Source organism: Streptomyces sp. NPDC051105, assembly GCF_040682795.1.
Taxonomy (GTDB): Bacteria; Actinomycetota; Actinomycetes; order Streptomycetales; family Streptomycetaceae; genus Streptomyces.
Window position 1 is genome coordinate 77,987 of record NZ_JBFBBR010000004.1, and the last position, 25,380, is coordinate 103,366.

Below are 25,380 nucleotides of genomic sequence, written 5' to 3' on the forward strand. Positions count from 1 at the left end.
TCCGCGTGCGCCCCCGGCGCGCAGGCACGATGCTTGACCCGTGATGGACGAGACGGAGTTCTGGGAGCTGGTCGACGGCACCCGCGAGGCCGCCGAGGGCGACCCGGAGGACCAGGCGGACCTGCTCGTGGAGCGGCTGCTCCAGCTGGACCCGGACATGGTGCTGGACTTCGCCCGTCACTTCGAGGCCCGCTACAACCGCGCCTACCGCTGGGACCTGTGGGGAGCCGCGTGGGTGCTGCTCGACGGGGCCAGCGACGACGCGTTCGACTTCTTCCGGTGCTGGCTGATCGGCCAGGGCCGGGAGGTGTTCGAGGGCGCCCTGCACGACCCGGACGGGCTGGCGGAGTCGCTGGGCGACTTCGACGAGGAGATCGACGGCGACGGCGAGGAACTCGGCTACGCCGCGGACGAGGCGTACGAACAGCTCACCGGGACCGTGGCCCCGGACCTGGGCATCGCCCCCGCACCCTCCGAACCGGAGGGCAGCCCGGTCGACTTCGAGAACGAGCAGGCGCTCGCGGAACGGTTCCCCAGACTCTGGAACCGCTTCAAGGAGTGAGTGCTACGCCGCGCGGCGCCGGGTCACGTCCGACGGAATGTACGCCTGGGTCTGCTCGGCCTTGACCGCGTGGTGCATCGGCGCCGCGTTGGCCTGGTCGAGGGCGGACGCGGTGACCGCGGCCGGGCCGAGGACGACGGTCGCGACCGCGCAGACCACGGCCCAGGGGCCGCGCGCGGACCTGACCCAACCGTCCTGCTCCTTGCTGTCCTTGGTGTCCTTGCGGGCTCCGGTACGACTGCTGTTCATGATCCCCACCTCCAGTCGGCTTGTGTTGCCCATGACGTTAGGACGCGGGGATCTGAACGGGCTGCGTGCCGCCTATGGCGTTCCTGTGGACGCTTCCACGGGTGTCTTCAGGAACCTGAGGGGTACTTCGAGGGGTGCTTTGAGCGGTGCTTTGAGAGGTGCTGTGAGAGGCGTCTTCGGGGGTGTTCGGGCCGGGGGCGCGGCGGATGTGCCCGGCGGAGTCCCCGTCGGTGTGCTCGGCGGGATCGCCGTGGGCGGTGCCGTCAGGATCGCCGTGGGCGGTGCCTGCGGCACCCTCCCCTGGAGCCGGGCCGCCGCCTGCCTGATCTCGGGGAGGCGGGCGGCGAGGGCGGCGCCGGGGCAGTTGGTCCGGTAGCCGTCCTGGTGACCGGCCACCGCGGGCAGGGTGACGACGGCGCCCTCCCGGTACCGGCTGAGCCCGTTGCTGGAGACCAGGCGGGCCCTGGTGCGCGGGTCGACATCGGCCAGCCCGAGTTTCCAGGCGGCGAGAGCGGCGATCGAGTCGGTCATGGCGCGCGGCACGGGCACCCCGGCGGTGAAGGTGCCGAGGGCGGCGATGCCGGCCGTGCGGTGGTTGAAGCCCTGGGTGTGGGCGCCGACGACCGCTCGCTCGGTGCCGCCCGCGCGGCCCTCGTAGATGGTGCCGCAGCGGTCGACGAGGAAGTTGTAGCCGATGTCGTCCCACGCCCGGTCGCCGGTCTGGCCGGTGTAGAGGCGGCGGATGATCTCGGGCACCTCGGCGCAGGCGTAGCCGTTCGGCGAGTCGGTGTGGTGCACGAAGACGGCGACGACCTTGTCGTCGTAGCGCGGCGGCGGCTGGGTGCGGCGGACCGTGCCGTCCAGCCAGGCCGAGCGCGGCACGATCGGCGGCCGGGGCGCCCCGAAGCGGGTGGCCGGGCTGGCGGGCGCGGGCGCGGCGAGGTGGATCGCGACGGGGCGGTCGGCGCCCTGGGCGCACAGCACCAGCGCGAGGGCGACGGCGAGGCCGGGCAGACAGCCGAGCAGGGTCAGGACGGCGATTCTGGTGCGCCGCCCTGCTCTGGGGAAGACACGCATGGCATCCACTCTCGGGTTGATCCACTTGGCCCGCGATGTGTGCTGTGCCACCTGGTGGAACCAACGTCCTGGTCCGGGGCGTTTCAGGTGGTACACGCACACGTGGCCGGTTCCCGAGCTCCTCGCGCGTGTGGACTGATCACTGGACCTGTCCCGACCGTACTAAGGGCACCGAGAGAAAGGCGGCTCAGTGGACCTGCTCGACCTGGTGCTCGTACTGGTGGTCCTCGTCTACGCGGCGTCCGGTTACCGGCGCGGGCTGGTGGCCGGCTGTGTCTCGCTGGCCGGGTTCGTGGGCGGCGCGGTCATCGGCGTGTGGGTGCTGCCGTGGGTGATGGAACTGGTCACCCGCGGGACGGCCACGGCGACGGTGGTCGCGGTGCTGACGGTGCTGGTGCCGGGGGTGGTCGGGCACGAGCTGGCGGGGCGGCTGGCGCTGCGGCTGCGCCGTGAGCTGGACCAGGGGCCGCTCCGGGTGGCCGACGGGGTCGGCGGGGCGGCGGCCAACTCGGTGGCGGTGCTGATCGTGGCCTGGGTGGCGGCGAGCGTGCTGGGCGCGTCCTCGTCGCCGGGGGTGACGACGGCGATACGGGACTCCAAGCTGCTCGGCGCGGTACAGAACACGATGCCGGACACCACGCCGGCCTGGTTCTCGCGGGCCACCTCGGCGCTCACGGAGGCGGGTTTCCCGCAGGTCTTCAACCCGTTCGAGAACGAGTCGACGGCCCGGGTCGCCAAGCCGACGGGCGACAGCGTCACGGCGGCCGCCACCAATGCGGCCAAGCGCAGCACGGTCAAGATCGAGGGTGTCTCGGGCACCCAGGGCCGGGAGGGCAGCGGGTTCGTGTACGCGCCGGAGCATGTGATGACCAACGCGCATGTGGTGGCCGGCATCACGGACCCGAGCGTGCGGATCGGCGGGGTGGGGGCGTCGTACGAGGCGCAGGTGGTGCTCTTCGACCCGGACCGGGACGTGGCGGTGCTGTACGTGCCGCGGCTGCGCGCGCCGGTGCTGGGGTTCGACACCGGTGCGGCGCGCGGCGACTCGGCGGTGGTGGCCGGCTATCCGCAGGACGGCGACCTGAACCTGCAGGCGGCCACGGTGGCGGCCAAGGTGCCGGCCACCGGCCAGAACATCTACAACGACGCCACCGTGACCCGCGAGATCTACTCGATCCGCTCCACGGTCCGCCCCGGCAACTCCGGCGGCCCACTGCTGACCGCCGGCGGCAGGGTGTACGGCGTGGTGTTCGCCCGTTCCACGTCGGACGACGAGACGGGGTACGTCCTGACGGCCGACGAGGTGGCCTCGGACGCCACCCGCGGGGCGAAGGCCACGGCGGCGGTGGACACCGGCGAGCTGATCACGTCCTGACCGTCACGCACGGACCGTCACGCCCCGACCGTCACGCACGGACCGTCGCGCCCTGACCGTCACGCACGGACCGTCACGCCCTGACCGTCACGCACGGACCGTCACGCCCTGACGTCAGAGCGCCCGGCCCATGATCACGTCGTCGACGTACTCGCCGCCCAGGAGGAACTCCCCCGGCAGCACGCCCTCGACGGCGAAGCCCTCCGACTCGTAGAGCCTGCGCGCCGGCGCGTTGTGCCCGAGGACGCCCAGCCGGATCCGGCGGGCGCCACGGCGGCGGGCCTCCTCCATCACCGCCCGCAGCAGCGCCCGGGCGACCCCGTGGCCGCGGGCCTCCTCGGCGACCGCGAGGCCCTGGATCTGCCGGACGTGCGCGTTGGAGGCGATGTTGTAGGCGAAACCGAGGCGGACATAGCCGACGATGCGCCGGTCGATTTCGGCGACCAGGGTGTCCTCGGGGGCGTGGCGCGCGCTGAAGAAGGGGTCGTACGGCGGCTGCGGCTCGGGGAGCACGGCGTGCAGAGACGACCAGGTGGCGCGGTCGAGGGCGGACAGCTCCTCGTCGTCGTCGGGCAGGGCGGCGCGTATGTACGGTTCCGGCATGTGGTCACCCTAGGTCGGGAGGCACCCCGGTCCCAGAAGTTTTCCGGCGCGAGTCCCGGCATGCTGGGATACATGGAACGCTCTCGTATCGCGGTGGCCGGCGCGTCCGGTCTGATCGGCAACGCCCTGGTCCGGTCCCTGCGGGCGGACGGGCACGAGGTGGTGCGCCTGGTGCGGCGCGCGGCCCACGGCGCCGGGGAGGTCTGCTGGGACCCCGAGGGGCAGTACGTGGACACGGCCGGGCTGGCCGGCTGCGACGCGGTGGTGAACCTCGCCGGGGCCGGCATCGGCGACCGGCGCTGGACGGCCGCCTACAAACGGCGGATCCGGGACAGCCGGGTCCTCGGCACGGCCGCGCTCGCGGAGGCGGTGGCCGCCCTCGAGGAGCCGCCGCGGGTGTTCGTGAGCGGCAGCGCGATGGGCTTCTACGGCGACACGGGCGACCGGGTCGTCGACGAGGACGCGCCGCCCGGGGACGGCTTCCTGCCGTCGCTGTGCGTGGAGTGGGAGGAGGCGGCGGCCCCGGCGCGGGAGGCGGGCATCCGGACGGTGTTCGTCCGCACGGGCCTGGTGGTGGCCCGCGGCGGCGGGGCCTGGGCCCGGCTGTTCCCGCTGTTCAAGGCGGGACTTGGCGGCCGGCTGGGCGACGGCCGGCAGTACTGGTCGTTCATCTCGCTGCACGACGAGGTGGCCGCCATCAGGTTCCTGATGGACACCGAGGGTCTGGAGGGCCCCTTCAACCTCACCGCGCCGCATCCCCTGACGAACGGTGAGATCACCGCGACGATGGCCCGGGTGCTGGGCCGCCCGGCCCTCTTCCCGGTCCCCTCGCCGGCGCTGCGGCTGGCGCTCGGCGAGATGGCCGAGGACGTGCTGGGCAGTCAACGTGTGGTGCCAAAGCGGCTGCTGGAGTCGGGGTTCACCTTCGCGTTCCCGGGCATCGAGGACGCGATCCGCGCGGCCTGACAACGCATGTGACCGTATGCGACCGCCGTGCGACCGTGCCCTGTTCATGCGCGACTGCCGTTGACCGATCACCGTCCTAACCTCGACCCGAACTCGGGTATCCCTGGAGCCGGTTGGGGGCATCACGTCTCCACCGGACGCGCAATCGAGGAGGGGCCTCGTGCATGAGCCCGCGTACCAGGCGGACGTCGTCATCGTGGGAGCCGGTATCGCCGGACTCTCCGCGGCTCATCGGCTGAACAGCGCAGGAGTAACGACCGCGGTCCTGGAGGCCGCCCCTTACGTCGGCGGCCGTATGTCGACCGAGAAGGTCGACGGCTTCCGGCTCGACCGGATAGGACAGCTCCTGTCCACGTCCTACCCGGAGCTACGGCGGGCACCGGGACTGGACGCGCTGGTTCTGCGCCGGTTCGCGCCCGGCGTACTGCTGTATCGCGACGGGCGCAGGCACCGGGCCGGCGCTCCGGCGGGCGGTGGGAGCGCGAGGGGCGCACTGTATGCGGTGCGCGCCCTGGCAAGCGCCCCCAGGAGCGGCTCGGCCGTGTCGCCCGCGCGGGCGACCGCGCCGATGGGCGGCGCGGTCGACCAGGCGCGGCTCGGTGCGGCGCTGGGCCGGATCGCCACCACACCGGTGGAACGCATCCTCGCCCGCCCCGAACTCCCGGCCGCGCACGCCCTGGCGGCGCGCGGGGTACCCGCCCGTACGATCGACGGCTTTCTGCGCCCGCTGCTCGCGGCCCTGCTCTGCGATCCGGAACTGACGACGTCCAGCCGGTGCGCGGACCTCGCCCTGCGCTCCTTCGCGAGCGGGCGGCTGTGCGTGCCGGAGGGAGGCGCCGAGGTCCTTCCGGAGCTCCTCGCCCGCGCCCTCCCGCCCGGCACGGTGCACACGGGCGTCCGGGTCACCTCGGTCTCGACGACGTCCGTGACGACGGCGGAGCACGGCGAGATCCGCTGCCGGGCGGTGCTGCTGGCGACGGACGCGCGGGCCGCCGCCGGGCTGCTGCCGGGGCTGCGCGTGCCGGACTTCCACCAGGTGACGGTGGTCCATCACACGACGGACGAACCGGCCGCGCTCACGACGGGGACGTCGCTCCTCCTCGACGCGGACCGGGGCGGGCCGGTCTCCCACACCTCGGTCGTCAGCAACATCGACCCGAGCCGGGCCCCGCAGGGCCGCGCCCTGATCTCCTCGACGGTCCTCGGGGCGCCGCCGTCGGACATCGACACGGCGGTCCGTATGCACCTGGCCCGGCTCTACGGCACGTCGACGCACCGCTGGGAGACGCTGGCCGTGCACCACACGCCGGAGGCGATCCCGGCGATGCGCCCCCCGCACGACCTCCGCCGCCCGGTCCGCCTCCTGGCCGGCCTCTACGTCTGCGGCGACCACCGGGACACCAGCACGGTCCAGGGAGCGTTGCACTCGGCCCACCGGGCGACGGCGGCGATCCTGACGGACCTGGGTGTACCGGGCTCCATGCACGCGGCGGAGGCGATGCAACGCCGGGCGGCGTAGACGCGCCCTCAGGGGCGCGCGGCTGCATCCGGAAAGAGAGCCAGGACCGGCAGTCCCAGCACCGAACCGGACGCCGGGCAGGGCAGACGCGCGCCCTTAAGGGGCGCGGGGCTGCATTCGAGATGCGGCTCCGCCGCGCGTGCGCGACAAGCCACGACGGCGCGACACCCGGCGACCGACCGGAACCGGCAACGGCGCCTGGCACCGGCCGGCCCGGCACCGCCGGACCACGCCGTCGTGGCCGACCACCGCCTCGGCGGAAAGAAGTTTCGGCCGAGGCGGAAAAGAGAGCCAGGGCCGCCAGCCCAGCACCGAACCGGACGCCGGCCGGCCCAGTGCCGAGCCAGGTGCCGGCCGGCCCGGCGTCCGGCCCTGCGGTGGCCGGCCCGGCGTCCGGCCGCGCGTCGGTCAGTTCAGCGTGGCGACCTTGTCGCGGTAGGCCCTGGCCGGTGCTGCGTCCTTGTACGGCTCCAGGCGGCGTTCGAAGTCCTTGACGTACTCGATCGCGCGTACCGAGCGCATCTCCGCCGCGGCGCCCGCCGCTTCCGCCCCGAGCGCGCACGCCTGGTCGAGTTCGCCGAGGCCCAGGCGGGCCGTGGCGAGGACGACGCGGCAGAAGAGACGGCTGCGCGCGTAGGAGGGCGCACGGAGCTGCAGCGAGCGCTCCGCGTGCTGCGCGGCCGCCCGGAACTGCTGGAGATCCCGGTGGCAGTGGCCGAACTCGTCGGCGAGCTGCGCCTCGTCGAAGAAGCGCGCCCAGTGGGGGACTTCGTCGCCGGGCCGGGCCGCCTCCAGGGCGCGTTCGGCCCGCACCAGCGCGCCGGTGCACGCCCGCACCTCGCCGAGGACCCCGTGGGCGCGGGCCTCGGCCGCGTGGAGAAGGGCCTGGACGACCGGCGGGGCGTTGGTGCCCACGCCCTGCTGGGCCACCCGCGCCAGCTGCACCGCCTCCCGCCCGTGGCCGAGGTAGACGGCCTGGCGGCTCATGGTGACGAGGACGTAGGAGCCGTAGGAGCGGTCCCCGGCCGCCTGGCTGAGCCGGAGGGACTGGACGAAGTAGCGCTGGGCGAGACCGTGCGCGGCGATGTCGTACGACGTCCAGCCGGCGAGCCGGGTCAGGTCGGCGGCCGCGGCGAACAGCTTGCGCCCGGTCTGCTCGCCGTACGTGCCGCGCAGCATGGGCTCGCACTCGTGCTCCAGATAGCGCACCAGGGCCTGCCGGGCGTGCCCGCCGCCGTACGTGTCGTCGAGCGTGCGGAACAGTTCGCCGACCGAGCGGAGCGCGGCGATGTCCCCGCCGGTGACCCGCTGGCCGGGCCCGCGTTCGGCCTGCCCGCGGGAGCGTACCGGCGGGGCCGGCGGTTTGGCCGCGGCGGGCCGGATCTGGGCCGGCACCCGGGCGGCCACCGGCGGCGCAGTCTCACCGCGGGCCACCCGGTCGTCGGCGCGGCCGATCAGCCAGTCCCGGCTGGGCACCACGAGCCCGGCCGGGGTGAACGCGATCTTGCGTAGCTCGGCGTGGCTGCCGGAGTCCTTGCGCCACAGCCCGCTGACGATGTCGACGGCCTCTTCGGGGGTGGCCGCGAACTCCAGCCCCGCGTAGACCGGGGCGCAGGCGTCGAGGCCCAGGTCCTGGGCGGTGAGCCGGCGGCCGAGGCGCCGGGTGAAGACCTCGGCGATCAGGGCGGGGGTGGTGCCCCGGGGCTGCTGGCCGCGCAGCCATCGGGTGACCGACGTCTTGTCGTATCTGAGATCCAGCCCGTGTTCGAGACCGAGCTGGTCGACCCGACGGGCCAGACCCGCGTTGGAGAACCCTGCTTCTGCGATGAGCGCGGCGAGCTGGCGGTTGGGGGTGCGCTGCGCGGGTCGGTCCGTCATCTGCGGTGCGGTCTCCTGCCTTCTGGCTCAGCTCGGTAGCTTGTGCCCGGATTGCCGGTGAGCAGCCCTTTTGGCGCTCGTGGACGGCGCGAATGTAGCGGAGAGTGAGCAGCCGATCGCACATTTCGACCTTCATTCATCCGATCGTGTGAGGATTGACCCCAGGGCTGACGCGTGACGAGCGGACGTACAGTGGCTTGGGCGCGTTATGTGCCTGACACACCCATCGCCCGAGGGAGGCGCTTGCCGTGAGTGAGTTGCGGTTCGTCCGCATGGGGTTCGGCGCGGACGCCGTGGAGTACCAGGAGGCGTGGGACGAGCAGCGCCGGGTGCACGCGGCGCGGTTCGCCGACGAGGCGCCCGACACGGTGCTGCTGCTCGAACACCCCCCGGTGTACACGGCGGGCCGGCGTACCGCGGACAACGAGCGGCCGCTGGACGGCACCCCGGTGATCGACGTCGACCGGGGCGGCAAGATCACCTGGCACGGCCCGGGCCAGCTGGTGGGCTACCCGATCCAGAAGCTCCCGCGCCCGGTGGACGTGGTCGCGCACGTACGCCGCCTGGAGGAGGCGCTGATCCGCGTCTGCGCCGAGTTCGGCCTGGAGACCACCCGGGTCGAGGGGCGCAGCGGCGTGTGGGTCCTCGGCGACCCGGTCGAGCAACGGCCGCAGGCCCTCGGCGGGCTGTCCCTGGACTTCGACCCCCGGCTGACGGACGACGAGTTCGACCCCCGCCTCAACGGCCCGGAGTACGCGCCCTCCAACGCCGGCCAGCGCCGCGAGGACCGCAAGATCGCCCAGATCGGCATCCGGGTCGCCAAGGGCGTCACCATGCACGGCTTCTCGTTCAACGTGAACCCGGACATGCAGTGGTTCGACCGGATCATCCCGTGCGGCATCCGGGACGCCGGGGTGGCCTCCCTCGCGGGCGAGCTCGGCCGGGACGTGACGATCGAGGAGGTGCTGCCGGTGGTGGAGCGACACCTGACGGACGTCCTGGAGAACGCGGAGCTCAAGCCGCGCGAGATCGAGAAGACCCCCGCCTGATCCAGGGAATGCGCCCTGCGGCCGAGGGGTTGGCCTCGTCGGAAGGGCCCAGCAATCACGGGCGTACCCTGGTGTACGCCGAGGAATCGAAGTTACAGGGAGCCGACGTGTCCGCAGTCTCACCCGACGGACGCAAGATGCTGCGCCTGGAGGTCCGGAACGCCCAGACCCCCATCGAGCGCAAGCCCGAGTGGATCAAGACCCGGGCGAAAATGGGCCCCGAGTACACCAAGATGCAGAACCTCGTGAAGAGCGAGGGCCTGCACACGGTCTGCCAGGAAGCCGGCTGCCCGAACATCTACGAGTGCTGGGAGGACCGCGAGGCGACCTTCCTCATCGGCGGTGACCAGTGCACCCGGCGTTGCGACTTCTGCCAGATCGACACCGGCAAGCCCGAGGCGCTGGACCGCGACGAACCGCGCCGCGTGGGTGAGTCCGTGGTCACCATGGACCTGAACTACGCCACCATCACCGGCGTCGCCCGCGACGACCTGGAGGACGGCGGCGCCTGGCTGTACGCCGAGACCGTGCGCCAGATCCACGCGCAGACGGCGGACCGCGAGGCCGGCCGTACCAAGGTCGAGCTGCTCGCCCCGGACTTCAACGCCGTACCGGAGCTGCTGCGCGAGGTCTTCGAGTCCCGCCCCGAGGTCTTCGCGCACAACGTCGAGACGGTGCCCCGGATCTTCAAGCGGATCCGTCCCGGCTTCCGCTACGAGCGCTCGCTGAAGGTCATCACCGAGGCCCGTGACTTCGGCCTGGTCACCAAGTCGAACCTCATCCTCGGTATGGGCGAGACCCGGGAGGAGGTCTCCGAGGCGCTGCGCCAGCTGCACGAGGCGGGCTGCGAGCTGGTCACCATCACGCAGTACCTGCGCCCGAGCGTGCGGCACCACCCCGTGGAGCGCTGGGTCAAGCCGCAGGAGTTCGTGGAGCTGAAGGAGGAGGCCGAGCAGATCGGCTTCTCCGGCGTGATGTCCGGGCCGCTGGTCCGTTCTTCGTACCGGGCCGGGCGGCTATACCAGATGGCGGTCGAGCTGCGTCAGTCAGCTGCTCCGCAGCGGGGCGGCGCGTTCGTCGCCGCACAGGCTGTGTGAATTCACGCACAAGCGACTACCGGCCAGTAATGTCCGAATGACCGCGGTCCTGACCGTCCTCGCTGATGAGGACGCCCGTCAGGACCGCGTCGGCGTGCGGAGTCCGCGTATCAAGGTTTCATTGGTGTTTGACCGGTCGGTCACGCCCTGGTAACACCAAACAGTGACCCTGGTATCACAGCACGTACACCCACTCCGAGGGGGGACCTTCACCATGCAGGCCGCGCCGGTTCGCGCCACCGCCATCCCGTCCTTCACCGACGCGCTGCGCGCCGTCGAGTCCCTCCTGATGAGCGGCGGCCAGCGCACCGCCCGCCAGAACGCCTGGACCTCCGTGCTGGAGGACCGTCGTCGCGCCAAGGACCGGGTGGAGGCGCAGCACTTCCTGGAGCAGGCCGCCGGCCGCTCCTGACGGCTCCCCCGGCCCCTTCTCCGGGCACCGCCGTCGTCGGCACTCCCGGGGACACGTAGACTTCGGGGCATGGCGAGGAAGGAACCCGCAGCGGACGCTGCGAATGCCGGGCGACTGAAGCAGATCGTCCTGACGTACAAGATGACCCGTAAGGCCGATAAGACGATCGGTCTTGTGCTCGCGGGTGTCGGTCTCGGCATCCTTGCCGTCTTCCTCGTGATCGGGTTCCTGATCGGCCACCCGGTCTATCTGGGCATCCTCGGCCTGCTGCTCGCCTTCCTCGCGACGGCGATCGTCTTCGGCCGCCGGGCCGAGCGGGCGGCCTTCGGCCAGATGGAGGGCCAGCCGGGCGCCGCGGCCGCCGTTCTGGACAACGTCGGGCGGGGCTGGACGACGACACCGGCGGTGGCGATGAACCGCAGCCAGGACGTGGTGCACCGGGCCGTCGGCAAGGCCGGCATCGTCCTGGTCGCCGAGGGCAACCCGAACCGGGTGAAGACCCTGCTGGCCGCCGAGAAGAAGAAGATGGCCCGGATCGTGGCCGACGTGCCGGTGCACGACGTGATCGTGGGCACGGGCGAGGGCCAGGTCGAGCTGAAGAAGCTGCGGACCACGATGCTCAAGTTCCCGCGGGTGCTGACCGGTCCCCAGGTGACGAGCACCAACGACCGGCTGCGGGCGATGGGTGACCTGATGAGCAACATGCCGCTGCCGAAGGGGCCGATGCCGAAGGGCATGCGGATGCCCAAGGGTGGACCTCGGGGGCGGTAGGCACACCCGAGAACGTCGGGACGCGGCGGTCGTCGATGCGACCGCCGCGTCTTCGTGTTGTCCGGCCCCGGTCCGCCCCGGTCCGCCGCGGCCCGGGCGACACGCCGCCGAACGGCGTATCCAGCGGGTAATCAGGTCATCGGCTCCTAGCCTGCTAAATGTGACAAAACGCCATATCACATACCTCGCCTGCGCCGCCGCCCTGTGCGGCTCCCTCCTCGGCGCCGCCCCGGCCACCGCCACCCACCGCACCCTCGTGGTGCATCCGGGTGAGTCGATCCAGAAGGCCGTGAACGCGGCCGAGCCCGGCGACACCGTCCTCGTGCTGGCCGGCACGTACCACGAGAGCGTCAAGGTGACCACGCCCGACCTCACCCTGCGCGGCGTGGGCCAGGAAACCGTGCTCCAGCCGGCCAAGAAGGCCAAAAAGGCCAAGAAGGCCATGCCGCAGAAGGCCGCCGCCCAGAAGTCGTGCGCGGAGATGGGCAACGGCATCTGCGTGGTCGGCACCAAGAGCCGGCCCGTCGAGAACGTCACCATCGCCCGGATGACCGTGACCGGGTTCTCCCGGATCGGTGTCATGGCGGTCGGCGCGGCCAACCTGAACGTACACGGCGTGGCCGCCGTGAAGAACGGCCAGTGGGGCATCGCCGAAGAGCGCTCCGTGCACAGCGCCTACCGGTACAACGTCGCCCGGAACAACGGCGACGCGGGTCTGTTCCTCGCCAACTCCGTCACCACGGAGAAGGGTGCCACCGACACCGACGGCACGGTGGTCGAGCACAACCTGCTGGAGAAGAACCGGATCGGCGTCACCGTGCGCCGGCTGCGCAACCTGACCGTCTCGGACAACTCGGTCAGCGGCAACTGCGCGGGCGTGTTCGTCGTCGGCGACGAGAACAAGCCGAAGGCCGGTCACATCGTCGTCGCCGACAACCAGGTCGTGAAGAACAACAAGTACTGCAAGAAGACCGCCCGGCTGTCCTTCCTGCAGGGCTCCGGCATCGTCCTGACCGGCACCGAGGACACCCTGGTCACCGGCAACAAGGTCACCGGCAACTCGGGCAAGTCCCCGCTGTCGGGCGGTGTCGTGGTCTTCAAGAGCTTCGTGGGCGCCACCAGCGACAAGAACCGGATCACCCGCAACAAGCTGTCGGGCAACGCCCCCGCCGACCTGGTCAACCAGGAAGCCGCCAAGCACGGCAACTCCTTCAAGGACAACACCTGCAAGAAGTCCAAGCCCGCCGGTCTGTGCTGACCTGACGGCCGTACGACACCCCCACAAGGAAGGTAGGCGGCACATGACCGCACCAGCACGCGATCTCTCGGCGCCGGCGAAGGACCCGGCGCGGGACGACGCCCCGCCGCCGTCGATGCGGCTGCGCGAGCTCGTGTTCGGGGCGGCCTGTGCCGCCGCCGTCCGCGCGGCCGCCCGGCTGCGCGTCGCCGACGCGCTCGGGGACGCCCCGATGACCGTGGAGAGCCTGGCGTCCGCGGTGAAGACCGACCCCAGGCCGCTGCGCCGACTGCTGCGCGCCCTGTCCTGCTACGGCGTCTTCGCCGAGCGCCCGGACGGGACGTTCGCCCACACCGAGACCTCCCGCCTGCTGCGCGAGGACGACCCGCACAGCCTGCGCTACATCGCCCTGTGGTGCACCGAGCCGTGGACCTGGGACGCCTGGCCGAAGCTGGACGAGGCCGTGCGCAGCGGCCGCAACGTCATCGAGGACCTCTACGGCAAGGAGTTCTTCGTCTACCTGAACGAGGACGCGCCGGAGTCGGCGGACGTCTTCAACCGGGCGATGACCACCTCCAGCGAGCAGTCGGCCCGTGAGGTCGCCGCGCTGCTCGACCTGTCCGGCAGCCGGTCGGTCGCGGACCTCGGCGGCGGCCAGGGGCACGTGGTGGCGTGTCTGCTGGACAAGTACCCGGCGATGAAGGGCTATCTGCTGGACCTGCCGCGGGTGGTGGAGAAGGCCCTGCCGCGGCTGCGCCCGGGCGGTGACCTGGAGGACCGGGCGCGCATCGTGCCGGGTGACATCCGGGAGGCCGTGCCGGTCGACTCGGACGTCTACATCATCAAGAACATCCTGGAGTGGGACGACGAGTCCACCGCGCAGCTGCTGGCCAACGTGGTCGCGGCGGGCGGCCCCGGGGCCCGGGTCGTGGTGATCGAGAACCTGGTCGACGACACCCCGTCGATGCGGTTCAGCACCGCGATGGACCTGCTGCTGCTCCTGAACGTCGGCGGGGCCAAGCACACCACCGACAGCATGGTGCGCCGGCTCACGGAGGCGGGGCTGAGCGTCGACGACATCCGCCCGGTCAACCCGTATCTGCACGCCTTCGAGTGCACGGTGCCCGCCTGAGGCGGATCCCGGACACGCCGGTGCCGGGCCCGCGTTCTGCGCGGGTCCGGCACCGTTGGCGTACGGCGGCAGGACGGTTCACGCGCCGCCGTCGCGCTCCCAGAGGTAGAAGCGCTGGGCCATCGCGTCCTTCGGGGAGCGCCAGGTCTCCGGGTCGTACGCGCTGACGTACGCCGTGAGACGGTCGCTGACGTCCCTGAACTCGGGGTGCGAGGTGATCTTGGCGATGGCCGGTCCCGGCTCGCGCTCGGACTCGATGAGGTGCATGTACACATCACCGAACTGGAAGAGGCTGCGCCGGACCACCCCGACGAGGTGCGGCAGCTCTCCCCGGTCGGACTCCGCGAACACCTTCGCGATGTCGGGGGCGGAGCCCGGTGCCATACGGGCGACGATCAGGGCCTGGTGCACGTGTCTCTCCGTTCCTGTCTTCCGAGGGCCGGCTCAGTCGGCCAGGGCCGGGTCGGGGCGCCGGCCGGCGGCCGCCTTCTCGATCTTGTCCCGGATCAGGGCCATCTGGACCTTGGAGTTCTTGTTGATGTTGTCGGTCATCCACTCGTCGTCGACGGGGGCTTCCGGCTTCATCGCGAAGTCCTGGACCCAGATCATCCGGGTGCCGGCCGGTACTTCCTCGTACTGCCAGCGGATGTTCATGTGGGCGAAGGGGCCGGTCTCCACGCGGCGGGCCCGGACGGACAGGTTGGGACGGTCGGTCTCGCGCTCGGAGACCCAGCTCCACACCTTGCCGTTCTCGTCGGGGTGCATGGTCAGCCGGAAGGTGACCTTGTTCCCCTCCTCGGAGAGGATCTCGACGCCGGCGTACTCGCTGAACAGCTGCGTCCAGTTGGCCACGTCGTTGGTCATGTCCCAGACCAAGTCGACGGGCGCGGCGATGGTGATCTCGTTCTGGGTGTGTCCGGTCATGTCAGGCTCCCGCGGGCATGGCGCTGTTGACGAGGTCGAGGAACTGGCGGGGGGTCTTGCACCGCTCGGCGTCCACCGGCATGGGCACGCCGTGCCGGTTCTCCAGCTCTCCGACGATGCCGAGCAGGCCGAGCGAGTCGACACCGAAGACGTCGAAGCCGGTGTCACGCCGGTCCTGCAGGTCGGCCGGGGCGACGGTGACGCCGGCGGCCTTCTTCATGAGTTCGGACAGTTCGTCCACGGTGATGGTCATAGGAACTCCTTCTCCTTCGCTGCTGGGCAGCTGGTTTTCTCCGGCTCACCCGGCCGTGCCATGGCGCAGCACGAGTGCCGAGTTCGACCCCATGAGTCCCCGGCTGAGGACCAGCGCCGTGCGTGGTGCGGCGGCGCGGGCGCTGCCGGTCACGAGGTCGAGGTCGTGGCAGATGTCGTGGACACCCGGAGTCGGCGGGATCAGGCCGTGTTCCATGGCGAGCACCGCGGCGGCGGTGTCCAGGACGGGGGCCGCGCAGTACCCCCGGCCGATCCCGGTCTTGGGCGCGGTGACGGGCACGCGCCGGCCGTGCGCGCCCAGGGCGTCGGCGATGGCCAGCGCCTCCGCCCGGTCGGCCTCCGGGACGCCGAGGGCGTCGGCGAAGACCACGTCGATCTCCTCCGGGGCGCAGCCGGCCTCGGCGAGGGCGCCACGGATCGCCTGCGCGAGCCCGGCCCTCGACTCGGCCCAGCGGGAGGCCCCGGTGAAGGTCGACGCGTGTCCGTCGAGGGTGGCCCGTACCGGCAGCCCGCGTTCCCGGGCCGAGCCGATGTCCTCCACGACGAGCATGGCGCCGCCCTCGGCCGGCACGAACCCGCAGGCCTGTTCGGTGAACGGGCGGTAGGCGCGGGTCGGGTCGGTCTCCCGGCTGAGCTCCTGGTAGCCGAGCTGGCAGACCATCGAGTACGGAGCTATGGGCGCCTCGGTGGAGCCGGCCACGATGACGTCGGTGCCGCGTCGCACCGCGCGGGCGGCGTGTGCCAGGGCGTCCAGGCCGCCGGCCTCGTCGGCGGCGACCACCGAGCAGGGTCCCTTGAAGCCGCGCCGGATGGAGATCTGGCCGGTGCTGGCCGCGTAGAACCAGGCGATGGACTGGTAGGGGCCGACGAACCGGCTGCCCTTGCCCCAGAGTTGCTGAAGCTCGCGCTGGCCGAACTCGCCGCCGCCGGAGCCGGCCGCGGTGACCACGCCGATGTCGAAGGGCGAGCCGTCGGTGTCGGCGCGGCCGAGCCGGGCGTCTTCGAGTGCCAGGTCGGCCGCGGCCATCGCGAAGTGCGTGAAGCGGTCGGTCTGGACGATGAGGCGTTCCTCGACGGTGGCCGCCGGGTCGAAGTCGCGGACTTCTCCGGCCACCTTCATGGGCAGGTGCTCGCAGCCGTCGCGGGTCACCTTGTCGAGGACGTTGCGTCCCTCCTGGACGGATTTCCAGAAGGTCTCGGTGCTGGTTCCGTTGGGCGCGACGACACCGATACCGGTGACAGCCGCCCGCCGAGGACGGGATCCGCTCATCGTGTCCTTGTCCTTCCTCTCGGCCGGGTCAGGATCACCGCGGACTGGAAACCGCCGAACCCGCTGCCCACGGACAGGACGCCGCCCAGCGGCCGTTCGCGGGCGACCCGTGGCACGTAGTCGAGGTCGCACTCGGGGTCGGGGGTCTCGTAGTTCGCGGTGGGCGGGACGACCTGGTGGGCCAGGGCGAGCACACAGGCGACGACCTCGATCGCGCCGATGGCGCCGAGCGAGTGGCCCACCATGGACTTGATGGAGCTCATGGGCGTGCTGTACGCGTGCTGCCCGAGCGCCTTCTTCACGGCCGCGGTCTCGTGACGGTCGTTCTGCCGGGTGCCGGAGCCGTGCGCGTTGACGTAGTCGATGGCGGTGGGGTCGAGGCGGGCGTGGTCGAGGGCGGTCTCGATGGCGCGGGCCATCTCCAGGCCCTCGCTGGTGAGACCGGTCATGTGGTAGGCGTTGCCGAAGGTGGCGTAGCCGTCGAGCTGGCAGTAGATGTGCGCGCCGCGGGCCTTGGCGTGTTCCAGCTCCTCCAGGACGAGTACCGCGCCGCCCTCGCCCATGACGAACCCGTCACGGCGGTTGTCGAAGGGCCGGGAGGCGTGCTCGGGGTCGTCGTTGTTCGGGGAGGTGGCCTTGATCGCGTCGAAGCAGGCCATGGTGATCGGGGAGATCGGCGAGTCCGAGGCACCGGCGATGCAGATGTCGGCGCGACCGTCCTGCACGGTGTGGAAGGCGTAGCCGACGGCGTCCAGGCCCGAGGTGCAGCCGGTGGAGACGGTCTGCACCGGACCCTGGGCGCCGAAACGTTCCGCCACCGCGGAGGCGAGCGTGCTCGGCGAGAACGCCCGGTGCAGCTGGGGCCCCGCCTGCCGGTGGTCCACGTCCCAGTGCCGGCCGCCGGCGCTCACCAGGACGTAGTCGTGCTCCAGACGGGTGGTGCCGCCGACGGCCGTACCCAGGGAGACCCCGATCCGCCAGGGGTCCTCCCGGCCGAAGTCGAGACCGGAGTCCCGGACCGCCTCGTCACCGGCGACCAGGGCGAACTGTATGTAACGGTCCGCCCGTTCGATCTCCTCGGCGTCCAGGCCGTGCGCCGCCGGGTCGAAGTCGCACTCGGCGGCGATCCGCGACCGGAGGCCGGAGGGGTCGAAGAAGGTGATGCCGCGCGTCGCGGTCCGGCCGGAGGCGAGCAAGTCCCAGAACGCCGGTACGCCCACACCCCCCGGAGCCACGATGCCTATGCCCGTAACCGCCACGCGCCGGGTCACGACCGGACCTGCCCCACGGCGACGGCGGCTTCCGTCTCCTCCGTGTCGACATGACCCTGGCTCGGGCGCGGGGCCAGCGGGCCGAGGTGGAAGACGATCCGGGCCTCGACGTTGCCCACGTTGCGGAAGCGGTGGCGCATGTTGATGGGGATCATCAGCCCCTGCTCGGGCCGCAGCGGGTGCGGCTCGCCGTCCAGGTCGACCTCCATCTCACCGCAGACCACGTACACGAACTCCTCGGAGTACGGGTGGTAGTGCTCGGCGATGCGGTCACCCGGCTGCACGATGGCCACACCCATGAAACCGCTGGTGGAACCGACCGTGGCCGGGGTGAGCATGGCGCGCAGATCGCCGCCGCGCCGGGTGTTGGGCTCGATCTCGCTGAGGTCCACGATCTTCGGAATGGGCTTCATCTCTACGTTCCTCCCTGAGGGTGATCCGGCGGTGGGGGGTCAGGCGTCGGGTGAGCGGCGGTCGGTGAGGAGCCGCATCCGCACCGCGTCGCCGTCCAGCAGGGCGGTCAGCGCATGGGCCGGGACGGCGTCCACCGGGGTGCCGGGCCGCTGCTCGACCAGTCGTACGACGACGTCGTCGCGCTGGAAGACCGTGCTGTGCAGCACCGGGCTCGCCGGGTCCTCGGCCGCGGCCTCGTCCTGCTGCGCGAGCAGCTCGGCGAGTCGCATCCCGCAGCCTGGGCGGGCCGGGTAGTACAGGGCGTGCCGGTCGCCGTCGGCCAGCTCGTCGGCGCTGACGTGGTGGACGGCCGGCAGCGCCGCCCGGGTGAAGAACACCCGTGCGGAGTCCTGGTCGTCGAGGTCGCGGTCCTGCTCCAGATAAGGGTTGATGGCCTCCTCGACGGCCCGCACCTCGGGCTGCCGGGCGACATGGCGCAGGGCGGCCATCAGGTCGCCGCGTACCTCGATGGCCCGCACCACCCGGTTGCCGTGCATGAACAGGGAGGTGCGGCACAGCCGGGTGGAGTCGTCGACCTTCGCCTTGGGCGAGGCGTAGTCCGACAGGATCTTCGCGACCTCGGCCTCGCTGCCCGGCCGGACCGTGAAGGTGAGCGCGTGGCGGATCACGCCGTCGCCCATCCGCGGCTCGGCCTGCAGGACCCGCACCGCGTCCGCCGCCGGCCCGCCGGTCTCGCGGACGACGTGGAAGCGCAGCGAGCGGGTGTCGCGGACGCAGTTGTGCAGCGGCTTGACCATCTCCACGTGCTCCTCGCTGTTCACCCAGGCGAGGAACGGCGGGGCGCTCTCCCACTCGCTGGTGATCAGCCACTGCGAGGGGTTCTCGATCGACTGGCAGAGCTGGTCGCTGACGTGACCGGGCACCTGGGCGACCTGGTTGCACAGCTGCTCGTAGGCCTCCAGGAACTGCTGCTGCGCGCCGTCGTAGACGTCCACCAGCAGGACGACCCGGAGCCGGGAGCCGTCGAAGACGGACTGGGAGACCCGTTTCGACACCGGCCGGGTCAGCTTTTCCGAAACCTTTTCCGAGATCGTCGTCATGCTTCGCACATCTCCTTCGCGGGGGCAACGGCCTGCGCCTTCGCCGATGACGCGGCGTCAGCGCTTTTTGATCCTGTGCCGGTCCTCCGAAGCGCGCGACTCGCGTGAACCAGGTGGGTGATTGAGCACGCGGAACCCCTCGGGAAGGGGCGCGGAAGGGGCATGGAAGTTCCAACGCACCTGACGCACCACCACCCGCCCCTGGAGTCCCCGATGCAGCAGAGAACCGATCACCAGGTCCCCGTCCTCGTCGTGGGCGGCTCCCTCGTGGGCCTGTCCATGTCCCTCTTCCTGGGCCGCCTGGGCGTACGCCACATGCTCGTCGAACGGCACTCCGGGACCTCGATCCATCCACGCGGCCGGGGCAACAACGTGCGGACGATGGAGCTGTTCCGGAAGGCCGGCATCGAGCCCGCCATCAAGTCCGCCGCCTCACTCCTCGCCGAGAACCACGGCATCCTGCAGACCCCGACGCTGGTCGGCGACGCCGGCGAATGGCTGTTCAAGGAGATCGATCCCGGCGGCGGACTCGCGAGGTTCAGCCCTACGGGGTGGTGCCTGTGCAGCCAGAACGACCTCGAACCGGTGCTCCGGCAGGCGGCCGAGTCCCTCACCGGCGAGCTGCGCTACTTCCACGAGATGGAGTCCTTCGAGCAGGACCCCGAAGGTGTGACGGCGTACGTCCGCGACCGTGACTCCGACCGGATGTACACCGTCCGCGCGGACTACCTGGTCGCCGCCGACGGACCGCGCAGCCCGGTCCGGGGCCGGCTCGGCATCGGCCAGACGGGCCCCGGCGACCTGTTCGCCAACGTCAGCATCACCTTCCGCTCCAAGCTGCTCCAGAACACGGTCGGGGACCGCCGCTTCATCTGCTGCTACCTCACCGACCCGGAGGCGGACGGCGCCCTCCTCCCCGTCGACAACAAGGAGCGCTGGGTCTTCCACGCCCCCTGGCACCCCGAACACGGCGAAACCCTCGACGAGTTCACCGAGGAGCGCCTCACCCGGCACATCCGCCGGGCCGTCGGCGTCCCCGACCTCGACGTCGAGATCACCGGCCGCGCCTCCTGGCGGGCCGCCGAACGGGTCGCCGAACGGTACGCGTCCGGCCGGGTCTTCCTGGCCGGCGACTCCGCGCACGAGATGTCCCCGACGGGGGCCTTCGGCTCCAACACCGGCATCCAGGACGCGCACAACCTGGCGTGGAAGCTGGCGGCCGTCCTCGACGGCTGGGCCGGCCCCGGGCTGCTGGAGTCGTACGACGCCGAGCGCCGCCCGGTCGCCCTGGCCACCAGCGCCCGCGCCTCGGCCCGCTCGGTGGAGCACAGCCACCCCGGCTTCGCGCCCGCGCCCGGCATCGGCGCCGGCAAGCGCGGCGGCATCCTCAACATCGTCCTCGGCTACCGGTACCCGAAGGGCGCGGTCCTCGGCTCGGACCCCGGCCAGCCGGTCGTACCCGATGGGATGAACCTGACCGGGCAGCCGGGCAGCCGGGCCCCCCACCTGTGGCTGCGCCGCGCGGACGAACGGCTCTCCACGCTCGACCTGTACGAGCGGTCCCTGGTGCTGCTCAGCGACGCGGGCTCGGCGGCGGGCGCGGCCTGGCACACGGCCGCCCGCCGGATCGCGGACACGGAGCGGCTGCGACTGGACACGTACCGGATCGGGGCGGCGGGGGCGGACCTCGGGTACGACGGGGAGGGCATGGACTGGGCGGTGGCGCACGGGACGACGGCGGACGGCGCGGTGCTGGTACGGCCGGACGGATTCGTGGCCTGGCGCTCGGAGGGCGCGGTACCGGACCCGGAGGGAGAACTGCGGGACGTACTGTCCCGGCTGCTGCGCGGAAGGTGAGCCGGGGTCGGGGCCGAGGTGGGGGTGGGGACGCTTACCGGCGCTTGCGGGATGCCTCCCCCACTCTCGGCCTCGCTCGAGCGGGGGGACCCCCATCGCCCACGCGTGCCGCCCCCGGGGCACGGCCGCCCGCAGCTGTCACGTGCCCCGTCAGGGGCGCGGGGAACTGCGCGACCAGCCCCACTCACCCGCGCTCAGATACGGACCTCGACGGTCTTCGCAAGGCGGTCGTGCAGCCCCCTGCCATCCCGGTCCCACACCAGCGCCGGGATCGCGAGGCACAACAGCACCGTGCGGGCCAGCGCGCGCAACGGCTGCACCCGCCCCGTCTCCACACCGACCACCCGCAGCCGGAACAGCCGCTTACCCGGCGTGAAGCCGAGCGTACCGACGGTCAGGACGCCGAGGACGAAGAAAACGAGCAGCGCCCAGTTGCCGGTCGTCGCCGGCTTGTAGCCGTCGGTGATCAGGCCGTATGCGATCAAGACGCACAGCGCCCAGTCCACGACCAGCGCGCCGAGCCGCCGCCCCGGACGGGCGATGGAGCCCGGCCCGTCCTCCGGCAGACCCAGCTGCTCGCCCCGGTACCCGAACTCCGCACCGGCCTCTTCCATGGCCGCGCGGGGTCCCGAGAGCCACGATCCCATTGCTTGCCTGTTGTCCACCCGAACACGGTACTGCCCGGGCAAACGCCTGGGGTCCGGCGGGGTGCCCCGGGGCTACGGTGGAACAAGGGCGGTTAACTTCAGCGAAACAAATGGGTCACGCCCGAGAAATCACCCGTCCCTAGGGTCGAGGACAGCGTGTGCCACCGCACTGGCCGCACGAACGAACTACCACCCCGGCGCGGGAACGCCCGGAAGTAGGAGGAGCTGGATGTTCCAGAACGCCGACGAGACCAAGAAGTTCATCGCTGACGAGGACGTCAAGTTCGTCGACGTCCGGTTCTGCGACCTGCCGGGCGTCATGCAGCACTTCACGGTGCCCGTCGATGCGTTCGACCCGGACGACGAGCTCGCCTTCGACGGATCCTCGATCCGTGGTTTCCAGGCGATCCACGAGTCCGACATGGCGCTGCGCGCGGACCTGTCGACGGCCCGGGTCGACCCCTTCCGCCGCGACAAGACGCTCAACATCAACTTCTTCATCCACGACCCGATCACGGGCGAGCAGTACTCCCGTGACCCGCGCAACGTGGCGAAGAAGGCGGAGGCGTACCTCGCGTCGACGGGGATCGCCGACACCGCGTACTTCGGCCCCGAGGCCGAGTTCTACGTGTTCGACTCCGTGCGCTTCGCGACCACCGCGAACGAGTCCTTCTACCACATCGACTCCGAGGCGGGTGCCTGGAACACCGGCGCCCTGGAGGACAACCGTGGTTACAAGGTCCGCTACAAGGGCGGCTACTTCCCGGTCCCGCCGGTCGACCACTTCGCCGACCTGCGCGCCGAGATCTCCCTGGAGCTGGAGAAGAACGGCCTGAAGGTCGAGCGCCAGCACCACGAGGTGGGCACCGCCGGCCAGGCGGAGATCAACTACAAGTTCAACACGCTGCTCGCGGCCGCCGACGACCTGCAGCTCTTCAAGTACATCGTGAAGAACGTGGCCTGGCGCAGCGGCAAGACCGCGACCTTCATGCCGAAGCCGATCTTCGGCGACAACGGCTCGGGCATGCACGTGCACCAGTCGCTGTGGGCCAACGGCGACCCGCTGTTCTACGACGAGGCCGGCTACGCGGGCCTGTCGGACACCGCCCGCTACTACATCGGCGGCATCCTCAAGCACGCCCCGTCGCTGCTGGCCTTCACCAACCCGACGGTGAACTCGTACCACCGCCTCGTGCCCGGCTTCGAGGCCCCGGTGAACCTGGTGTACTCGCAGCGCAACCGCTCGGCCGCGATGCGTATCCCGATCACGGGTTCGAACCCGAAGGCCAAGCGCGTCGAGTTCCGCGCGCCCGACTCCTCCGGCAACCCGTACCTCGCCTTCTCGGCGCTGCTGCTCGCGGGCCTGGACGGCATCAAGAACAAGATCGAGCCGGCCGAGCCGATCGACAAGGACCTCTACGAGCTGGCCCCCGAGGAGCACGCGGGCGTCCCGCAGGTCCCGACCTCCCTCCCGGCCGTCCTCGACTCCCTGGAGCGCGACCACGAGTTCCTGCTCGCCGGTGACGTCTTCACGTCCGACCTGATCGAGACGTGGATCGACTTCAAGCGCACCAACGAGATCGCCCCGCTGCAGCTGCGTCCGCACCCGCACGAGTTCGAGCTGTACTTCGACGTGTGACAGAGGCCGATTCCGGCCCTCGACGCCCCCGTTCCTGGTTTCTCAGGGCGGGGGCGTCGTCGTATCGTGCGGGGGTACTCATGTTCGAGACGGGGGGAACCGTGATGTCCCAACAGGGTGACGAGGAGCAGGAGTTCGACCTGCGCTGGGCCGACCAGGCGGAGCACAAGGAGCCGTCGGCGCGGGCCCGGATGCTGGCCGCGCGCTGGAAGGAGAACCCGCCGGACCCGGTACCGTTCCGGGCGGACCCCGGGCCGGCGGGGCCACGCCGGTCGTCGTGGGTGTCCACGGTCCTGGTACTGGGGTGTGTCGCGGCGGTGATCATCCTGCTGGGGTACATACAGACCCGGTCGCCGTACTGACCTTGTCGCCGTACTGACCTTGTCGCCGTACTGACCTTGTCGCCGTACTGACCTTGTCGCCGTACTGACGGCATCGGGCGTTCACAGGGACCTTTTGCCGCCACTAGGCACATTCGGGGCCTCCTCATTGCCCCCGGCAGGTGCACACTGGACAGCGGGACGAGTGCCTGACTGCGGGGTGATGGCAGATGCAGAGCCGCTTCCGGAGCGACCGGCGACTGACCGTGCGAATGACGGTCACGCTGTTCCTGCTCGGGTTGTTGTACGTCGGCTTCGTTGCCGCGTTGATCGTGTTGCTGAAGTCGTGGCTGCTGGTCGTCGTACTGGTGGGCGCGATGTTCGTGGCACAGTTCTGGTTCTCCGACCGGATCGCGATGTTCGCCATGCGCGGGCGGGTCGTGGAGCGGGAGGAGTATCCCGAGCTGCACGCGGTGGTGGACCGGCTGTGTGCCATCGCCGACATGCCCAAACCCGTGGTCGCCGTGTCCGAGATGGACATGCCGAACGCGTTCGCCACCGGGCGGAACCCCGATCACGCCGTGGTCTGCGTGACCACGGGCCTGCTGCGGCGGCTGGAGCCCGCCGAGCTGGAGGGGGTGCTCGCGCACGAGCTGTCGCACGTGGCGCACAAGGACGTCGCCGTGATCACGATCGCGTCCTTCCTGGGTGTGATCGCGGGGCTGATCGTGCGGTTCGCCTTCTACTCGCAGATCTTCGGCGGGGGCAGGCGGGACCAGAACACGGCCGCCGTCTTCGCCGCCGTCATCGGAGTCTCCGCCGCCGTGTACGCGATCAGTTTCCTGCTGATCAGGGCGCTGAGCCGGTACCGGGAGCTGGCCGCCGACCGGGCGGCCGCCCAGCTCACCGGGCGTCCCTCCGCGCTGGCGTCGGCGCTCACCAAGGTCTCCGGCGACATCGCCCGGATCCCGACCAAGGACCTGCGGACCGCCCAGGCCTTCAACGCGTTCTACTTCACCCCGGCGACCGGCAAGGAGCCCGGCATCGAGCGCTTCTTCTCCACCCACCCGCCCCTGGAGCAGCGGCTCGAGCAGCTGGGGCGGATCTCGGCGGAGCTGGGTGAGGCGGCGACGCCCGGGAAGGCCGGGTGAGCATGGGGTTCCTGGACATCCTGCTCGGCCGTACCAAGCCCGTCGCGCCCGACCTCGACCAGTTGTTCGCGCTGCCGTCGGCGGCGGTGACCCTGGAGGCGGCGGCCGGGTTCCGGCCGACCGGCCTGGGCGCGGTGTGTTTCGCCACCGTGGAGGGCGCGGCCTTCGAGCAGACCCACCGCGAGGTGCAGGCGCTGCTCGACGCGGACGCCGAACGCGACGGCTCCCCGGTCGAGCTGAGCCAGGACCACTACGGGTACTCCTGGCTGGTCTCGCGGCGCACCCCCGAGCAGCTTCCGCAGCTGGTCAACGACCTGCACGCGGTGAACAGCTCGATGGAAATCAACGGCTTCGGCCCGCAACTGCTCTGTTCCCTGGCCTCCTTCGAGGACGAGCGCGGGCGCAGGCTCGCGCTCGTCTATCTCTACAAGCGGGCGACGTTCTACCCCTTCGCGCCGCTGCCCGGGTCCGGTGAACGGCGGGACAGCGCACTGGAGTTGCAGGTGAAGGCGACCCTCGCGAACGATCTGCGGATCGAGCAGGACCTCAGCCGCTGGTTCCCGGTGTGGGGCGCCCCCGGCCTCTGA

26 protein-coding genes and 1 pseudogene are annotated in these 25,380 nt (G+C 71.2%); 15 read left to right on the forward strand and 12 right to left on the reverse strand.

Features of this window, described 5'->3' with window-relative positions:
* The first annotated feature begins 43 nt into the window (after positions 1 to 43).
* Positions 44 to 562 (forward strand): DUF4240 domain-containing protein, encoded by a 519-nt coding sequence (locus AB0N16_RS11150; protein WP_365796173.1) that lies wholly within the window; start codon positions 44 to 46, stop codon positions 560 to 562.
* A 3-nt stretch (positions 563 to 565) separates the two neighbouring features.
* Here the strand turns inward: AB0N16_RS11150 and AB0N16_RS11155 are convergent, their stop codons facing one another.
* Both AB0N16_RS11155 and AB0N16_RS11160 read right to left on the reverse strand, forming a co-directional pair.
* Positions 566 to 811 carry a hypothetical protein gene (locus AB0N16_RS11155; protein ID WP_365795353.1) on the reverse strand — a complete coding sequence of 82 codons (246 nt, stop codon included), beginning with the start codon at positions 809 to 811 and terminating at the stop codon, positions 566 to 568.
* A 294-nt stretch (positions 812 to 1,105) separates the two neighbouring features.
* Positions 1,106 to 1,888 (reverse strand): annotated as a pseudogene (locus AB0N16_RS11160) (peptidoglycan recognition protein); the annotation flags it as partial.
* A gap of 190 nt (positions 1,889 to 2,078) precedes the next feature.
* On the opposite strand from AB0N16_RS11160, the gene AB0N16_RS11165 reads away from it, so the two are divergent.
* Positions 2,079 to 3,263, forward strand: a complete 1,185-nt coding sequence (locus AB0N16_RS11165; protein ID WP_365795355.1) for a MarP family serine protease — start codon at positions 2,079 to 2,081, stop codon at positions 3,261 to 3,263.
* A gap of 114 nt (positions 3,264 to 3,377) precedes the next feature.
* Here AB0N16_RS11165 and AB0N16_RS11170 read toward each other — a convergent pair whose 3' ends face one another.
* Positions 3,378 to 3,866, reverse strand: a complete 489-nt coding sequence (locus tag AB0N16_RS11170) for a GNAT family N-acetyltransferase (protein ID WP_365795357.1) — start codon at positions 3,864 to 3,866, stop codon at positions 3,378 to 3,380.
* Positions 3,867 to 3,938: 72 nt separating this feature from the next.
* Here AB0N16_RS11170 and AB0N16_RS11175 point away from each other — a divergent pair, with 72 nt between their 5' ends.
* The gene (locus AB0N16_RS11175) at positions 3,939 to 4,832 is read left to right on the forward strand and encodes a TIGR01777 family oxidoreductase (RefSeq protein WP_365795359.1); all 894 of its coding nucleotides are present in this window, start codon (positions 3,939 to 3,941) and stop codon (positions 4,830 to 4,832) included.
* A gap of 160 nt (positions 4,833 to 4,992) precedes the next feature.
* Positions 4,993 to 6,351: an NAD(P)/FAD-dependent oxidoreductase gene (locus AB0N16_RS11180; protein ID WP_365795361.1), complete on the forward strand. Its 1,359-nt coding sequence runs from the start codon at positions 4,993 to 4,995 to the stop codon at positions 6,349 to 6,351.
* Positions 6,352 to 6,759: 408 nt separating this feature from the next.
* Here AB0N16_RS11180 and AB0N16_RS11185 read toward each other — a convergent pair whose 3' ends face one another.
* Entirely contained in the window at positions 6,760 to 8,229 is a 1,470-nt protein-coding gene (locus AB0N16_RS11185) for a regulator (RefSeq protein WP_365795363.1), read from the reverse strand.
* Between the two features lie 248 nt (positions 8,230 to 8,477).
* Between AB0N16_RS11185 and lipB the strand changes: the two genes are divergently transcribed.
* The 6 genes from lipB (at position 8,478) to AB0N16_RS11215 (ending at position 13,927) form a co-directional block, all read left to right on the forward strand.
* Positions 8,478 to 9,278, forward strand: a complete 801-nt coding sequence (lipB, locus tag AB0N16_RS11190) for a lipoyl(octanoyl) transferase LipB (protein ID WP_365795365.1) — start codon at positions 8,478 to 8,480, stop codon at positions 9,276 to 9,278.
* A gap of 107 nt (positions 9,279 to 9,385) precedes the next feature.
* A complete protein-coding gene (gene lipA / locus AB0N16_RS11195; RefSeq protein ID WP_365795367.1) occupies positions 9,386 to 10,375 on the forward strand; it encodes a lipoyl synthase in 990 nt (329 codons plus the stop codon).
* A 214-nt stretch (positions 10,376 to 10,589) separates the two neighbouring features.
* Complete coding sequence (locus AB0N16_RS11200; RefSeq protein ID WP_089101191.1) at positions 10,590 to 10,787, forward strand: hypothetical protein; 198 nt, start codon at positions 10,590 to 10,592, stop codon at positions 10,785 to 10,787.
* A gap of 69 nt (positions 10,788 to 10,856) precedes the next feature.
* Positions 10,857 to 11,558 carry a DUF4191 domain-containing protein gene (locus AB0N16_RS11205; RefSeq protein WP_365795369.1) on the forward strand — a complete coding sequence of 234 codons (702 nt, stop codon included), beginning with the start codon at positions 10,857 to 10,859 and terminating at the stop codon, positions 11,556 to 11,558.
* A gap of 160 nt (positions 11,559 to 11,718) precedes the next feature.
* Positions 11,719 to 12,816, forward strand: a complete 1,098-nt coding sequence (locus AB0N16_RS11210; RefSeq protein ID WP_365795371.1) for a right-handed parallel beta-helix repeat-containing protein — start codon at positions 11,719 to 11,721, stop codon at positions 12,814 to 12,816.
* A 115-nt stretch (positions 12,817 to 12,931) separates the two neighbouring features.
* The gene (locus AB0N16_RS11215; protein ID WP_365796175.1) at positions 12,932 to 13,927 is read left to right on the forward strand and encodes a methyltransferase; all 996 of its coding nucleotides are present in this window, start codon (positions 12,932 to 12,934) and stop codon (positions 13,925 to 13,927) included.
* Between the two features lie 78 nt (positions 13,928 to 14,005).
* Here the strand turns inward: AB0N16_RS11215 and AB0N16_RS11220 are convergent, their stop codons facing one another.
* The 7 genes from AB0N16_RS11220 to AB0N16_RS11250 are packed head-to-tail and all read right to left on the reverse strand — an operon-like array spanning position 14,006 to position 19,179.
* The gene (locus AB0N16_RS11220; protein ID WP_365795373.1) at positions 14,006 to 14,338 is read right to left on the reverse strand and encodes a TcmI family type II polyketide cyclase; all 333 of its coding nucleotides are present in this window, start codon (positions 14,336 to 14,338) and stop codon (positions 14,006 to 14,008) included.
* A 33-nt stretch (positions 14,339 to 14,371) separates the two neighbouring features.
* Complete coding sequence (locus AB0N16_RS11225; RefSeq protein WP_365795375.1) at positions 14,372 to 14,851, reverse strand: SRPBCC family protein; 480 nt, start codon at positions 14,849 to 14,851, stop codon at positions 14,372 to 14,374.
* A 1-nt stretch (position 14,852) separates the two neighbouring features.
* A complete protein-coding gene (locus AB0N16_RS11230) occupies positions 14,853 to 15,104 on the reverse strand; it encodes an acyl carrier protein (RefSeq protein WP_365795377.1) in 252 nt (83 codons plus the stop codon).
* Between the two features lie 45 nt (positions 15,105 to 15,149).
* Complete coding sequence (locus AB0N16_RS11235; RefSeq protein ID WP_365795379.1) at positions 15,150 to 16,394, reverse strand: ketosynthase chain-length factor; 1,245 nt, start codon at positions 16,392 to 16,394, stop codon at positions 15,150 to 15,152.
* On the reverse strand, positions 16,391 to 17,665 hold the full coding sequence (locus AB0N16_RS11240; RefSeq protein WP_365795381.1) for a beta-ketoacyl-[acyl-carrier-protein] synthase family protein: 1,275 nt from the start codon (positions 17,663 to 17,665) through the stop codon (positions 16,391 to 16,393). The genes AB0N16_RS11235 and AB0N16_RS11240 overlap by 4 nt, the downstream gene beginning before the upstream one ends.
* Positions 17,662 to 18,078 (reverse strand): cupin domain-containing protein, encoded by a 417-nt coding sequence (locus AB0N16_RS11245; RefSeq protein ID WP_365795383.1) that lies wholly within the window; start codon positions 18,076 to 18,078, stop codon positions 17,662 to 17,664. The genes AB0N16_RS11240 and AB0N16_RS11245 overlap by 4 nt, the downstream gene beginning before the upstream one ends.
* Before the next feature lie 39 nt (positions 18,079 to 18,117).
* Positions 18,118 to 19,179 (reverse strand): SchA/CurD-like domain-containing protein, encoded by a 1,062-nt coding sequence (locus AB0N16_RS11250; RefSeq protein ID WP_365795385.1) that lies wholly within the window; start codon positions 19,177 to 19,179, stop codon positions 18,118 to 18,120.
* Between the two features lie 213 nt (positions 19,180 to 19,392).
* Between AB0N16_RS11250 and AB0N16_RS11255 the strand changes: the two genes are divergently transcribed.
* Positions 19,393 to 21,036 (forward strand): FAD-dependent monooxygenase, encoded by a 1,644-nt coding sequence (locus AB0N16_RS11255; protein ID WP_365795387.1) that lies wholly within the window; start codon positions 19,393 to 19,395, stop codon positions 21,034 to 21,036.
* A gap of 194 nt (positions 21,037 to 21,230) precedes the next feature.
* On the opposite strand, the gene AB0N16_RS11260 is transcribed toward AB0N16_RS11255, so the two are convergent.
* On the reverse strand, positions 21,231 to 21,701 hold the full coding sequence (locus AB0N16_RS11260) for an RDD family protein (protein WP_365795389.1): 471 nt from the start codon (positions 21,699 to 21,701) through the stop codon (positions 21,231 to 21,233).
* 211 nt (positions 21,702 to 21,912) lie between these two features.
* On the opposite strand from AB0N16_RS11260, the gene glnA reads away from it, so the two are divergent.
* The 4 genes from glnA to AB0N16_RS11280 all read left to right on the forward strand — a co-directional run bounded on the left by glnA (position 21,913) and on the right by AB0N16_RS11280 (position 25,380).
* Entirely contained in the window at positions 21,913 to 23,322 is a 1,410-nt protein-coding gene (gene glnA, locus AB0N16_RS11265; RefSeq protein WP_365795391.1) for a type I glutamate--ammonia ligase, read from the forward strand.
* A gap of 104 nt (positions 23,323 to 23,426) precedes the next feature.
* Positions 23,427 to 23,684 (forward strand): hypothetical protein, encoded by a 258-nt coding sequence (locus AB0N16_RS11270; protein WP_365795393.1) that lies wholly within the window; start codon positions 23,427 to 23,429, stop codon positions 23,682 to 23,684.
* A 188-nt stretch (positions 23,685 to 23,872) separates the two neighbouring features.
* Positions 23,873 to 24,793: a zinc metalloprotease HtpX gene (gene htpX / locus AB0N16_RS11275; protein WP_365795395.1), complete on the forward strand. Its 921-nt coding sequence runs from the start codon at positions 23,873 to 23,875 to the stop codon at positions 24,791 to 24,793.
* 2 nt (positions 24,794 to 24,795) lie between these two features.
* Complete coding sequence (locus AB0N16_RS11280) at positions 24,796 to 25,380, forward strand: hypothetical protein (RefSeq protein ID WP_365796177.1); 585 nt, start codon at positions 24,796 to 24,798, stop codon at positions 25,378 to 25,380.